This window comes from Tessaracoccus sp. MC1627, assembly GCF_014164725.1.
In the GTDB taxonomy this organism is placed as follows: domain Bacteria; phylum Actinomycetota; class Actinomycetes; order Propionibacteriales; family Propionibacteriaceae; genus Arachnia.
The window spans coordinates 1-12,294 of sequence record NZ_JACJGA010000016.1; the positions used below are offsets into that span (position 1 = coordinate 1).

At 64.4% G+C, this 12,294-nt stretch carries 12 protein-coding genes and 4 pseudogenes; 10 read left to right on the forward strand and 6 right to left on the reverse strand.

Annotation, left to right across the window (positions count from 1 at the left end; translation table 11 throughout):
* The 4 genes and pseudogenes from H5399_RS17390 to H5399_RS17405 all read left to right on the forward strand — a co-directional run.
* A pseudogene (locus tag H5399_RS17390) lies at positions 1 to 292 on the forward strand (hypothetical protein); the annotation flags it as partial.
* Positions 293 to 520: 228 nt separating this feature from the next.
* Complete coding sequence (locus H5399_RS17395; RefSeq protein WP_220491111.1) at positions 521 to 718, forward strand: hypothetical protein; 198 nt, start codon at positions 521 to 523, stop codon at positions 716 to 718.
* 181 nt (positions 719 to 899) lie between these two features.
* A pseudogene (locus H5399_RS17400) lies at positions 900 to 1,364 on the forward strand (NmrA family NAD(P)-binding protein); the annotation flags it as partial.
* Between the two features lie 69 nt (positions 1,365 to 1,433).
* The gene (locus H5399_RS17405; protein ID WP_182784974.1) at positions 1,434 to 2,201 is read left to right on the forward strand and encodes a YfbU family protein; all 768 of its coding nucleotides are present in this window, start codon (positions 1,434 to 1,436) and stop codon (positions 2,199 to 2,201) included.
* Positions 2,202 to 2,729: 528 nt separating this feature from the next.
* Here H5399_RS17405 and H5399_RS18730 read toward each other — a convergent pair.
* From H5399_RS18730 to H5399_RS17425, 5 genes and pseudogenes are all read right to left on the reverse strand, one after another.
* Complete coding sequence (locus H5399_RS18730) at positions 2,730 to 3,527, reverse strand: TniQ family protein (RefSeq protein ID WP_370585826.1); 798 nt, start codon at positions 3,525 to 3,527, stop codon at positions 2,730 to 2,732.
* The gene (locus tag H5399_RS18325) at positions 3,413 to 3,976 is read right to left on the reverse strand and encodes a TniB family NTP-binding protein (RefSeq protein ID WP_370585827.1); all 564 of its coding nucleotides are present in this window, start codon (positions 3,974 to 3,976) and stop codon (positions 3,413 to 3,415) included. The genes H5399_RS18730 and H5399_RS18325 overlap by 115 nt, the downstream gene beginning before the upstream one ends.
* A gap of 15 nt (positions 3,977 to 3,991) precedes the next feature.
* A pseudogene (locus tag H5399_RS17415) lies at positions 3,992 to 4,470 on the reverse strand (transposase); the annotation flags it as partial.
* Positions 4,471 to 4,738: 268 nt separating this feature from the next.
* Positions 4,739 to 5,773, reverse strand: a complete 1,035-nt coding sequence (locus tag H5399_RS17420; protein ID WP_182784978.1) for a HAMP domain-containing sensor histidine kinase — start codon at positions 5,771 to 5,773, stop codon at positions 4,739 to 4,741.
* Positions 5,770 to 6,438, reverse strand: a complete 669-nt coding sequence (locus H5399_RS17425) for a response regulator transcription factor (protein WP_182784991.1) — start codon at positions 6,436 to 6,438, stop codon at positions 5,770 to 5,772. Before H5399_RS17425 ends, H5399_RS17420 begins: the two co-directional genes overlap by 4 nt.
* 82 nt (positions 6,439 to 6,520) lie before the next feature.
* On the opposite strand from H5399_RS17425, the gene H5399_RS17430 reads away from it, so the two are divergent.
* The 5 genes from H5399_RS17430 (at position 6,521) to H5399_RS17450 (ending at position 10,409) form a co-directional block, all read left to right on the forward strand.
* Positions 6,521 to 7,432: a DUF418 domain-containing protein gene (locus H5399_RS17430; protein WP_182784980.1), complete on the forward strand. Its 912-nt coding sequence runs from the start codon at positions 6,521 to 6,523 to the stop codon at positions 7,430 to 7,432.
* Positions 7,413 to 8,300: a trypsin-like serine protease gene (locus tag H5399_RS17435; RefSeq protein ID WP_182784982.1), complete on the forward strand. Its 888-nt coding sequence runs from the start codon at positions 7,413 to 7,415 to the stop codon at positions 8,298 to 8,300. Before H5399_RS17430 ends, H5399_RS17435 begins: the two co-directional genes overlap by 20 nt.
* Before the next feature lie 159 nt (positions 8,301 to 8,459).
* On the forward strand, positions 8,460 to 8,924 hold the full coding sequence (locus H5399_RS17440; RefSeq protein ID WP_182784984.1) for a hypothetical protein: 465 nt from the start codon (positions 8,460 to 8,462) through the stop codon (positions 8,922 to 8,924).
* A gap of 63 nt (positions 8,925 to 8,987) precedes the next feature.
* Positions 8,988 to 10,153, forward strand: a protein-coding gene (locus H5399_RS17445) for an IS3 family transposase (protein ID WP_182784986.1) whose coding sequence is annotated in 2 segments (ribosomal slippage) — positions 8,988 to 9,234 and positions 9,234 to 10,153 — 1,167 coding nt in all. Because the reading frame shifts where the segments join, the coding sequence is not laid out codon by codon here.
* A 91-nt stretch (positions 10,154 to 10,244) separates the two neighbouring features.
* On the forward strand, positions 10,245 to 10,409 hold the full coding sequence (locus H5399_RS17450) for a hypothetical protein (protein ID WP_182784988.1): 165 nt from the start codon (positions 10,245 to 10,247) through the stop codon (positions 10,407 to 10,409).
* Positions 10,410 to 10,557: 148 nt separating this feature from the next.
* Here H5399_RS17450 and H5399_RS17455 read toward each other — a convergent pair.
* Positions 10,558 to 11,277: pseudogene (locus H5399_RS17455) on the reverse strand (transposase); the annotation flags it as partial.
* A gap of 334 nt (positions 11,278 to 11,611) precedes the next feature.
* Here H5399_RS17455 and H5399_RS17460 point away from each other — a divergent pair.
* The gene (locus tag H5399_RS17460) at positions 11,612 to 12,190 is read left to right on the forward strand and encodes a recombinase family protein (protein WP_220491113.1); all 579 of its coding nucleotides are present in this window, start codon (positions 11,612 to 11,614) and stop codon (positions 12,188 to 12,190) included.
* Positions 12,191 to 12,294 lie beyond the last annotated feature (104 nt).

A 12,294-nucleotide genomic window follows, 5' to 3' on the forward strand; every position in this document is an offset into this window, starting at 1 on the left:
ACAATACCAGCGCACCGCCCACAGGATCACATCACCCTGGAAATGGCGCCACTTGAAATCCGTCATCGTTCCGTCCGTCCAATCTCCGCCAAGCATGCTCAAGCTTCACGATTTTTGCAACAGAGCCAACATCAGCACCGTCGTCAACGGCTTCACCAGCCTCGCACGCGAGGTCGCCACAATCCCCCACGACCCCCAGATGGTCGAAGGCTGGCTAAACGTCGCGGCGCTGCGCCCCGCAACTCAGCGCGCATGGCTCGGTGCGGCGGCCGCCGTTGCACGCGGCCTGTAGCCCCACCAGCACTGAGGGCCGGTAACGCTAACGCGCTACCGGCCCTCAGTCTTTGTAGGAACCCCTGCCGCCGGCTGCGCGATCGCCATGAGGGTTTCTACAAAGAACAGCGACTACCGACGACACGCCAAGCAATCAACGTGTCTTTGGTGGCGCTACTTCTACATCTACCTGTAGTGTGGTGGCATGACCGTTAGGCGAGCACCACGAGGATCACGCATCGCGCCCGTGCGCGCAGCGTGGTCAATCGAGCTGCACCGCAAAGAGCGCTTCGACCAGATCGCGCGCAACTCCGGTGTGACTTCAAGTGTGTTCCTCGAACTGGTAATCGACCACTTGGAAACGGAGCTGAGCGACCGCGGCGTGCCGAACTGGATGCCTCAGCCTGAACCAAACGAAGGGGAGTTACCCATTGACACCGCATAAATGAGCGATACCCCAGCTCGGGGAGCTGGGGTATCGGAGAAGTCATTACCTGAGCCGTATGAAGTTTGGCGACCGAATCGGATCAGGTGGAGCAAAAGCCCGGAGGTTTTCGCGTGCCTACCAGGAGGTGCCCTAGGAGGTGACACCATCATAGCAACAGACCGCAAGATATGCGCGACCCAACTTCTTCATGCAGAACCTGTCAAGCACCTACGCCGACGACATTGCCCGCCACAGCGAGATCCGGGTCCCGGCCGGCAGATCACGCACCGCGTTCATCGACGCCCGCGACATCGGCGCCGTCGCAGCGACAGTGCTCACCGAACCCGGACACGACCGCAAGGCCTACACCCTGTCGGGGGAACAGTCCCTCAGCTACACCGATGTCGCCCAGATCATGAGCCGCGTCCTCGGCCGGCCCATCACCTACACCCACCCCACCGAACACGAGCACCTCGCCCAGCTCGCCGCCGACGGCCGACCAGCCGACTACATCGCGGTCCAGAAGATGATCTACCGCGTGGTGCGGCTCAACGCCTCCGCGGCCCCGAACCGGAGCATCAGGCGACTTACGGGCAGCCCGGCGACCCGCTTCGACCGGTTCGTCGCCGACCACCGCGACCTGTGGGAACCGCGCGCCTCCTGACCGGGCCGAGCATCCTGGAGTATGCTGTATGACGACGCTACAATTTTGTCATATTGTAAAGGAGTCGGGATGGCTGTGCTGAATGTACGGGTCGATGACCTCGTCCGCGATCAACTCAAGGAGCTGGCAGACGCCAACGGGGTGACGCTCAGCGAGTACGTCCGAGACCTCCTGATGGAGGCAGTGGTCCCCGTGTCTGAGTCGCGGCCGCACCACGGTGATGAGCCTGCACCGGAAAGCATGAGGACCACCGATCGTCAGGTGCTGGCTCTGCTGCACCGCATCCTTGGTCGGGTGCTGCCCGAGGACTCGAACGACGTCGACGGCGACCTGGACTACCAGCTCCGGCGCGCGAGGATCCTGGAAGACGGATTCGCCGGCGAGTACTGGCTGGAAGTCGCAGGGCTGAAAACGGAACTGTCGAAGCGAGACTGTGGCCGCGTCTCCGACATCCTCCAGATGTTCCGCATCCTCACCTTCAGCATCGACCACCTCAAGCAACAGGGCACCCCTGTAGACGACGAGCTGGCCCGCCAACTGGAGTTCCAAGGCTTCGACCACAACGACTCGCTGGAAAGCCACATGGCGTCCTACGTCGAGTACCAAATGCGCGATGACCGCTGGAGAGAGCTCCAGCCACAGGTCGAGCGCAACGACCACGGCAACTCCCACCGCCTGATGCTCGACACCTACATGCGGATGCTGTCGGAGTATCGACGGGTCAAGGACGGCCGCGAGCGCGGGTTCGGCCGGTTTGACCAGCTGCTGACCCTCGAGGAGTTGCAGCAGGTCGCCGACGCGCGGGTTCACCCTTCGAATCGTCTGGGTGCCCAGTGACGCCTACGACCCACCCCACTTCGGGGGCCATCGCCTCAGGCCGAGGCGGCTTCACAACTAGGATGCAGGTCCATGTCGCCCTCCCTTGATCGCCTCATCTACATCGACGACTCGGGGCACCCCCAGTCAGGACTAGGGCGTGTCTCCTTATGCGTGAAGCCAGAGGGTGATCGCGCGTAGGACAACGCCTCCTCGGTAGATGGCTGCGTTGGCAGATGGAAGTGTTGGAGGGCCTCAGTGGCCCAGCCGGCCTGGCCGTCGCGTCGGGGGTTAGCCAGCATGTGGATCGCAAGCGCCGCTTCTTGCGCCGTGGACCATTGGTCTGGGTCCGGCAGGAACTGGCCCCTGTCATCGGAGGCTATTGCTGGGACGAGATTGACATCGAAGCCTTCGAGATCGTCTTGGAGACGCCGACGACGTTGCTCGTCGATCGCAGAAGGAACTGTTGCCAGCACAGGGTAGGTCGTCGTGGGGTTGGCTCTGGGCGGTTTGGGCAGCAGGGAACGCGGGATGGGCGGCTCTCGCCTCTCAAGCCGTGCGAAAGGCACTTTGAAGGATGGGCCGCTCTTCACTGGTTCCTATGAGGCGGTGAGCGAAGGGAAGTAGGCGGGCTATCGCGGCAGGGGAATCAGGGGGGTGGTAGCCCCATGTGTTGAGGTCTGTGACCATGGCTGCGGGCATGGGTTGGGGCCAGGAGGTGTCAGCGGTGACGGCCAGCAGCCGGGTTACACGTAGGAGTCGCCCCAGCCACTGGCGTGCGCGCCGACTCGTTGTCGATTGCCTTACGCGTGCCCAGATGTCCTTGAATACCCATTGGGCCGTGACTGGTTCAGGCTCATGCTCTGCGGCGGGGTAGGTGGACAACGCTGTGCCACAGGAGAGACACACCGGAAGGCAGGCCAGCTCCCAGGAACGCTGCCATGCCCCGGTCAGGAGTTGGCAGGTGGGACACCACCATTGGGCCTGGCGGAGACGCCAGCCTGTCGATCCGCGTGCTCCGACGATGCAGCCGGGGTAGTCCCCCCACCCAAGGCAACGCAGCTGCGGTTGTGGGAGACCGGTCAGCTCGGATAAGTGAGCCCAGTCGGCCGAGACTCCTCCCCCGTGAACTCTGGCCAGCGTGCCCGGGCGTTGGTTGTTACGGTCCTCGAGCCTGCTCACGTAGGAGCGCAGTGATTCTCCCGGCTCGGGGATAGGGACGACCGGCAGTGTCACGATGCGCGCGTCCTTCCTCGTCGATGCTCCAGCGAGGCTTGTTGATCGTGGGCACGGGCAGAGAGTGGGACTGCGGCCAAGTCTTGGTGCGTTATGGTTCGTCGTCCACACCGCAGAGCTTCGATGACAGCGCCGATCAGCAAGGCGGTAGTATCGCCAATGAAGCCCTGGGTGCGGTGCCAGATGAACCCGGCGTGTTGTCGGCTGAGAACCCCCTCCTGGGCTCCAGGAAGGTACGGCAGCAGGATCTCCTCACAGCCGCACAGAAAGGCCTGCCATCTGCGGCGGCCTTCCACCGACGCGATCTCCGGCGGTGTCAGATCGTGGATGCGAAGTCGGCTACGGATCTGTGGATCCTCGAAGATGGGGGCCGCAGCGAGGTCGGGCCCGACGAAGATCATCGTCCCGTGCAGGAAGCCAAGTTCACTGTTGAGGGTCTTGAGGTAGTCGAGAACCTGCCGCCCAGAGCGTTCGGTCAGTCGCAGCATGTGCACATCGTCGACAATCAGCAGACGAACTCCGTGACGACGTAAGGCTGTGTTGACCCTAGCGCTTGTCACACGAGCGATGCCCTCCCCGTAGCGGGGATGGTCCTTCGCCCAGGCGCGCAGCCACTCCCTGAGCGCCCGATCCGGGTCCGTGACCGTGTCGCCCTTGAGCGGTCGCCGGTACGCGGAGCGGCTCAGCCCGACCAGACGGCACGCCATCCGTTCGCTCACCCGCAACTTGCGCTTGAGGTGATCGACGGCGGCGCGGCGCCTGTCCGGGCTTAGAAGTTTCCCTCAGCCAGCTCCTTGAGCGCGGCCTTCTCCAGCTCCGCTTCCGCGAGCAGACGCTTCAGGGTCGCGTTCTGCTTCTCCAACTCCTTCAGGCGCTTTGCGTCGTCGGTCTTGAGGCCGCCGTACTGGTTCCGCCACCGGTAGTACGTCTGCTCGGACACCCCCAGCTCCCGGCACACCGCCGCGACGTCCTGACCATCGGTGAGCATCCTGTCGGCCTGCCCGAGCTTACGGACGACCTGCTCCGGGGTGTGACGCTTCCTGCTGTTCGTCATGATCTGACCAGTCTCCCTGCCCGCGACCGCGGGCAACAGGACGACTCTCATAACGACTGGACCTACGAAACGGGGTCAGCCCACACCCAACGACGGCGGGCACCGCCTCGCGGGCGTTAGGTGAAGAGTTTGGAACCGTAGTCGGTATCAAACCGCTCAGCTAAACACCATGCCTCGACCCTACCGACGCCGGAGCAGGTGCGAGCTGTGCACCAACCCCACTGCACAGGTTGCACCCGTCCGCCCAGTGCGACGCGCCGACGCTTGTCTAAGCAGGTAGGCGTAGCGTCGCCGCGAGCCCACCTCCAGCCCGCGGCGTGAGTTCCAACGAACCGCCGTGGGCTTTCGCAATTGCGTCGACGAGCGCCAGACCCAGACCGTGGCCGGCACCTGCGGTCCGCTGCGCTCGGGCGAAAGGCTCGATCCACGTACGGATCTCGGCCGTGTCCAAAGCAGGGCCACCGGATTCCACGATGATCTCCGCATTCTGCCCCACCTTCGTCAGGGTCAACGATGCGTCCTCACCGTGGGTGATCGCGTTGCGCACCAAATTCTCCACCGCCTGGCGCACCAGGGTCGGGGAGGCTGCGACCGTGACCGGCTCGGCCGCCACCGGCACGTCCTGCCCGTGCGTGATGTCACGGCACAGGGCAGCCAGATTCATCTCCTGCCTGTCGCGGATGTCCACGTTCGCCAGCTGCAACAACGCAGCTATGGTCTGAGCGGCCCGCGCGTTGACCTCGCGAACCCGGCCCAGAGTCTCCCGCAGCGACGCTCCGTCACCGCTGGCCAGCGCCACATCTGCCATCGTCTGAATCGTCGCGATCGGTGTCTTCAACTCATGAGAGGCATTCGACGCGAAACGGCGTTGCCGCTCAAGGGCACCCGCCAGAGCGTCGAGCATCACGTTGAGCGCAGCCGCCAATTCGCCCACCTCATCCGCAGGCCCCTCGTGGCTGATACGGGCGCCCAGGTCACCGCGCGTCACGGTCGCAGCGTCGTGTGCGATCTCCCGCAGCGGTTTGATCACCAGACCGGCCACGAACCAACCGATCAGCCCAGCGACTGCGGTCAGCAGCGCCAGAGCAACCACGGAAGCCAGCAGCACGCGGCGCAGGATCTCATCGGTGATGGGCACTGCCCCGTCAATCACCAGGCCGTCATCCGGGGTGGGGATCTTGGCCAGAAACGGCACCGGGGTGAGCTTCAAATAGGCGTATACCAGCCCGATCAGCGCCAGGCCCACACCCAGGACGGTAGCCACGAACATCACGGTGATGCGCGCGCGCAGACTCAGCTTCATCGCGGCACCTCCGCCACGTAGTAGCCAGATCCTGCCGCGGTGTGCACGATGCGCGGTTCGCCCAGCTTCTTGCGCAGGTGTGAGATCGTCACGCGCGGGGAGTTCGTGAAGGGGTCGGCGTTCTCATCCCAGGCCTGCGCGAGCAGGTCCTCCGCGGAGATCACCGCGCCAGCTGCCCCCATGAGCACCTCCAGCACCGCGAACTCCTTCGGGCTGAGTGAAACGCGTGCGCCGCCCCGGGTGACCTCCCGGCGGGAAGTGTCCAGTCGCACGTCGCCGCAGCGGTAGATCTCGCCGCGCACCGGCAGGCTGCGCTTGGACAGCGCGGCAACCCGCGCGATCAGCTCTGGGAGCTCAAAAGGCTTGGGAAGGTAGTCGTCCGCGCCGAGGTCAAAGCCCGTCAGCCGGTCGTCGAGCGTCCCCGAGGCGGTCAGCATGATCACCCTCGTAGCCGGGTGGGTATCGACGACCCATCGGCAGATGTCGTCGCCGTGGATACCGGGCAGGTCCCGGTCCAGCACGAGGACGTCGGGGCGGATCTCGTCGATCAGCGAACGCGCAGCCGCACCGTCATAGGCCGCGGCGGATTCCATGTTCGCGCCGTTCAGCGCGGTGCAAATGGCATCGGCGAGGTAGCTTTCATCGTCGACGACGAGAACACGGATCGTCATGGCATCGATCGTAACCGCCTGCCTGTCGCGTCGACGTTAACGTTCTCGCAACATCGGGGTGCGTAGCGTCCTGGCCATGCAGAACCGAAACGTTGGTATCGACGTTGACCGAAACGTTGGTATCGACGTTGCGCGGGCCGTGGCGCTGGTCGGCATGATGGTCGCGCACCTGACCTTCCTCGACGGCCTGGCCGTGCAGGTGTTTTACGGCTTCCCAGCCGCGCTCTTCGCATTCATCTCCGGAGTGTCGATGGGCTACATGCGGGCGCGCCCCGCCCAGTTCATCGTGCGCGGGCTGTGCCTGATCGGCATGCATTTCGCTCTCGCCCCATTCACCGGGCAAGTGTTTGTAGTACTCGGCACCATCGGACTGTGCATGGCGTTGCTCGCCTGGGCGCCGCGCTGGAGCTCGCCCGTACTCCTGTGGCTGGCCTGTGTTCTGGCCTTCGGCTCAGCGGTGCTGTCCTCCGGCTCAGTGGTGCTGATTGCCGCGTTCTGGCCCTACTCGCCAGTGATGTGGGCGACGCTGATGGTCGCCGGGATACTGTTCCAAAGGCACATGATCGCCCCGAGGCGCCTCATTGTCGGCTTCGTCGTCGGGACGGTGCTGTTCGTCGCGAATCTCGCGCTGCGCTGGTACGTCCTGCTGCCTGAGTTCTTTGACGCCAACGGCCACACCGGAGGGCTTGGTGATGTCATGGGCAGCATCGGCACGTCGGTGGGTGTCTGCTCGCTGTGCTGCCTGCTGCGACGCTGGATCGGCTGGCTTGCGCCACTAGGTCGCATGCCACTGACCGTGTACTGCATCCACGTGCTCACGGCCGATTGGCTCGCGCCGAAATGGTTCGGCATCTGGGTCAGCCTAGCCGGCGCCATCGTCATCTCTTATGTCTGGCTCGCGATCTTTACGCGTGGCCCTATCGAAACTCTGCTTCGCCGCATCACCGCGGTCGTTGGAAAGGAAAAAAATGAAAAAATTCGTAGTTAGCGTCGTCGCCGGAGTGATCGCAGCAGGAGCGCTCGGCGCCGCGCCTGCTGCTGCACTGCAGAGCACAACCTTCGCGGAGGAGACCGAGGAGGCCAAGCCGGTCGTCTCCGTGCGTGTCGATGATTCCGACCCGGATGACGGAGTGTGCACCGGAACCGCAATTGATCCCCACTGGGTAATCACCGCCCGCCACTGTGTCGACGCTGCGGCCAAGCCAGGGGGCTCCGTGCGCATCGGCCAGGGCGATCAGCAAAAGGTATACCAGGTCGATCGCCACGAGATCGCCCCTCGGGGGGATATCGCCCTGCTGCACACCGAGCAGGAGATGGTCCTGGAGAAATTCGCCGAGGTGGCAGATGAGGTGCCCACCGGGGATGTGAATATCTATGGCTGGTCCTCCGACGGTTCGGGTGGCTCCACCAAACTGCCCTCTGCCCAGGCCGAGATCCGCGGGGAGTCGCCGCTCGCACTGTACGAGGCACCCACGGCCCTCGAGGTCGCGCTGAAGGACGGCGCACGCATTCAGCCGGGCGATTCAGGAGGCGCGATCTTTGCCGACGGCAAGGTCGCCGCCATCATGTCCGCCGGCCTATTCGAAGACCCGGACAACCCGACCGAGGAGGAAATGACCTCCAATGCTGCCGTCGCAGTGGCGCCGGTGGCCGACCAAGTTGAGTGGATCCGCGGGGTCGTTGGCGGAACTGATGCGATGGAGACCGGGGAGGCACCAGAACCAGGCGATGCTGCGGCCGAGGAGGCGCCCTCCGAAAGCTCTGAGGGGATCTGGGGCGCCGTGGGCATCGGAGCGGGCGTAGTCGTCCTGGCGGCAGCCGGGGTGTGGCTGTTGCTGCGCCGCCGCGCCGCCTAGCCCTCAGCGGCTGTGTTGGCCGGACCCGGGCCTGCGTCATGCGGCCCGGGTTCAGGCACGTCTCGACGGCGATGCTCACCCAAACCGCCACGCCCGGCCCCCGAACTTGGGTGACAGCTGAGCACTATCCTGGGGACACCGACTCCGGAGGGGCGCTGAATGGAAGACAACCGCACCGTCGTCGAGGTGGATGCACCTCCCGAGGCACCGCTGCCCGGCTCGTCGTGGATCGGGGTGGCACTGTTCCCATTCTCTGCAGTGGCTGGCCTGGCGCTTGGGCTGACGTATGGGATGCCCTGGCTGATCACCTCCTCGTTGGCGATCAGTTTGGCGCTGCTGGCAGTGGTCGGTTCAACCTTCGTGAACCGGCGCGGGCGTGCCGGGGTCCTGCGTCTCGACCTGCATGGCGACGGGGTGCGGATCGGTCCTGGGCCATTGGCGCGCTGGCTCCCCATCACCGCGGGCGCGTTGGCGTTGGTGGCGATCCTCGTCGACATCGGGCTGCGCATAGGGGGTTTCTTTGCTGAGGAGAGCGGCGGCCTGACGTTTTCATTGATGATTGCCGCAGTCATCGGCTGGGGCCTGTTCGACGGGTACCACGGCCTCACCAATCCCCTGAGGTGAGGGATTGTTTCCGGACCAAGAGCCCCCACCGGTAGAATCCGTGGGAGAAATGGAAGGGATCGAATGACCCGGAAGAAGTTCAGCCCGGAATTCAAGGCGGAGGCGGTTCGTGCGGTGATTGAGTCGTCGCGGACTGTTGCCGAGGTCGCGCGTGATCATGGTATCGGCTCGGAAACACTCAGGAATTGGGTGAATGCGTATCGGCGGGACCACCCGGATGAGTTACCGGAGATCAGCGAACCGGAGCGTGCTGAACTGGCACGGTTGCGTAAAGAGGTCCGCGAGTTGAAGGCCGAGCGGGAGTTCCTGGGAAAAGCGGCGGCCTTCTTCGCCAAAGAGTTCCGGTGACCGCGAAGTACGCGTTCATCAACAGCGAAGAAGGCAACTACTCGATCCGGAGCATGTGTCGGTGGGCGAGGGTGTCGCGGGCCGGCTACTACGAGTGGCTCAACCGGCCGGTCTCGGTGACCCAGCGGTGGCGCGACGAGCTCGGCGACATCATCGAGGTCTTGTTCGCCGACTCCGACGCCACCTACGGCTACCGACGGATCCATGCCGCCTTGGTGCGGGCAGGCAGGCCGTGTGACCCGCAGACGGTGCGTGCGATCATGGCCGAGCGCGGCTTGGTGGCTTGTCAGCCGCGCCGCAGCGGGCCCAGGACCACGATCCCGGCTGACGCGAAGGATCTGCCGGATCTGGTCAACAGGGACTTCACCGCCGACGAGCCCGGGCTCAAGCTGGTCGGCGACATCACCTACATTCCGACCTGGCAGGGGTGGGTGTATCTGGCCACCGTGCTGGACTGCTGCACGAAGAAGGTCGTCGGGTACGCGATGGCCGAGCACATGCGAACCGAGCTGGTCACCGACGCCCTGGCCATGGCGATCAGTAATGGCCATATCCGCAGCGGGGAGACGATTTTCCATTCGGATCGCGGGACTCAATACATGTCGGCCGAGTTTGCCGAGTTCACGCGCGCGGCTGGGATTGTTCGGTCGGTCGGACGGACTGGTATCTGCTATGACAATGCGTGGGCGGAGTCGTTCAATGCGACCTTGAAAGTGGAGCGGGTTCATCGGACCGTGTATCCGACTCGGCGGCATGCTATCCGGGATATTGCACGCTACATCGAGTTGCGTTACAATCAGAAACGGTTGCATTCCGCGCTTCAATATCGTACCCCGAACGAGGCAGAGCAGGACTGGTACGAAACCAACAAGGCAGCCTGAAACATGAATATCAAGCGGTCCGGATTCCATCCCGCAGCCCACCCCGGGCCTTCTGTTGACGCCCAGGTATGAAGCCAACCGGTGCCCCAGCATGTTGCTGCAACTGCATCAGGAAACCAAACATCTCCCCGGCGCGAACGAGGTGTGGCACGCGATGGCCAAGAAGCTTCAGGAGTGTATCGACGACGCATGGGACCAGGCGGATAGCTTCCACTACAAGGCTCTGATCCGTGCGACTAACCTCGTGCTTTCATGACGGCCCTGTGTGGGGCTGGTCGGCGCTGGTGGCGTCGAGGTTGTTCTGATTCTTGCAGGTGGGTGCGACAAGACCCCGCGTGACGCTGCGGTGCGGGTTTCCAGGCCGGGAGCTGCAAGATTCAGAGGGACATGTGGAGGTCTGAGGGTCAGGTGGCGGGTGCCGGGAGGTTTCGGAGTCGGGTGATGCTGTCGATGATCAGCTCGGCCCAGCGGGATCGGTCGCTGAAGTGGACGACGGTGCGGCGGGCTCTTCTGGCGAGGGTCGCGGGGATGGTGTAAAGCCGGTAGCGGAGCCGTTTCGGTTCCCAGCGGCGGGCTTCATGACCGGCCAGGGCCAGCATCGCGCTCCAGGCCTGCAACTCGGAGGCCAGGGCGACGATCTGGCACCAGATCCGATTCTGGTCGAACCCGTGCAACGGGAGGTTGGCCAGGCCGGTGTCTTTCGCGATCCGGATCCGGTCTTCGCAGCGGGCGCGTCGACGATGCCGCAGTTCCAGCTGCTGGAGGGTGCCGAGGGTGGTGTTGGTGGCGAAGGCGGTGAGCCGGTAGCCGTCGACGTCGTCGAACCGCAGCTGAGCGCCGGGGTGGGGCCGTTCGCGGCGGACGATCACCCGCATCCCGGCAGGCCAGCCGTCGAGATCCAGCAGTCCGGTGAAGTCAGCAAGATCGGCCCCCTCGCGAGCCTCGCCATCGCTGTTGAGGGCCGGCACCCAAACCCACTCCGGGACCAGGTGGTAGAGGTCGGGGGTGTCCATGGGGAGGGTGAAACCGACCGAGTACGCCACCCTGCGCCCGGTCAGCCATTTGGTGAACTCCTTCGTGCCGCCGGCCCCGTCCGCGCGGATCAGCACGCGGCGTCCGGGCCGTGGGGGATCGCTATGCCGCGGCTATGCGTGGAGGCCCGGGGGTCGAAGCGTCAACCGCACACGGTGATCTACTTTGTACGACTAGCGAAATCTGACCCTCCTGTACAAGCTGTCAGGCGTGCTGTCGTACAAACTGCATTGCATCTCGACACTCCACCACAGCTCCTGTCGACGCCGCCGGTTGGGAAGGGCTGGGGGCGCTGTACTACAAGCTTGGGGCAGCCGTGCTGGTCTGGGATGCAGAGCGCTGCGAAGAGCGCCTTGCGGCCCAAATCGCAGGTGCGTCGAATACATCTGATTCTGGCGCGCTGTCCGGACAGGGTGGTGATCCCAAGTGAACGAGAGCGTCAAAACCCCGCGTCATAACGCTGCGGCTGGAGGATGGAGTTCTGGCGCATCCACTGGCCAGAAGATCGGGTACGCCAGGGTGTCGAAGCGTGATCAGGTGCTCGATCGCCAGATCGACGCCCTGGAAGCAGACGGTTGCTCCAAGGTCTTCACCGACCACGGGGTAACCGGCACCACGATCAAGCGTCCGGGCCTCGATGCCGCGCTCGACTACATGCGCGCGGGCGACGTGCTGGTTGTGCAGACGCTCGACCGGTTGTTACGTCGCACGGGCGAGATGCTCGACTTCACGACCGAGCTGAAGGAGCGAGGCATCGGCTTTAGGGTCCTCGCGTTCCCGGAGATCGACACCACGGGGCCGTTCGGCACCGCGCTGCTGACGATCCTCGGGGCACTGGCTCAGATGGAACGCGACCTTCTTGCCGAGCGCGTGCAGGACGGACTTGCGGCAGCCAGGGCACGCGGTCGCACCGGCGGCTGTGGCTTCGTTCGCTTGGTGGCGGGGTTTTTGCAGCGCTCCGTGGCGGTCTTGTTGCCGCGATCACGCAGGACTGGCTGCAGGTAGGTGTCGCGGTCTGAACCGAGAGGGGTGCGCCCGGTCGGGGCCGTTTGGATCGCTGCCGCTACGTCAGAGTCCGAAGGCTCCGCCGCTGACGAGGATCACGATGC

Coding starts and splice junctions, on each gene's coding strand:
- H5399_RS17405 (WP_182784974.1), top strand. CDS start 1,434: ATGGCTGTGCTGAATGTACGGGTCGATGACCTCGTCCGCGATCAACTC.
- H5399_RS17440 (WP_182784984.1), top strand. CDS start 8,460: ATGGAAGACAACCGCACCGTCGTCGAGGTGGATGCACCTCCCGAGGCA.
- H5399_RS17420 (WP_182784978.1), bottom strand. CDS start 5,773: ATGAAGCTGAGTCTGCGCGCGCGCATCACCGTGATGTTCGTGGCTACC.
- H5399_RS17430 (WP_182784980.1), top strand. CDS start 6,521: ATGCAGAACCGAAACGTTGGTATCGACGTTGACCGAAACGTTGGTATC.
- H5399_RS17435 (WP_182784982.1), top strand. CDS start 7,413: ATGAAAAAATTCGTAGTTAGCGTCGTCGCCGGAGTGATCGCAGCAGGA.
- H5399_RS17450 (WP_182784988.1), top strand. CDS start 10,245: ATGTTGCTGCAACTGCATCAGGAAACCAAACATCTCCCCGGCGCGAAC.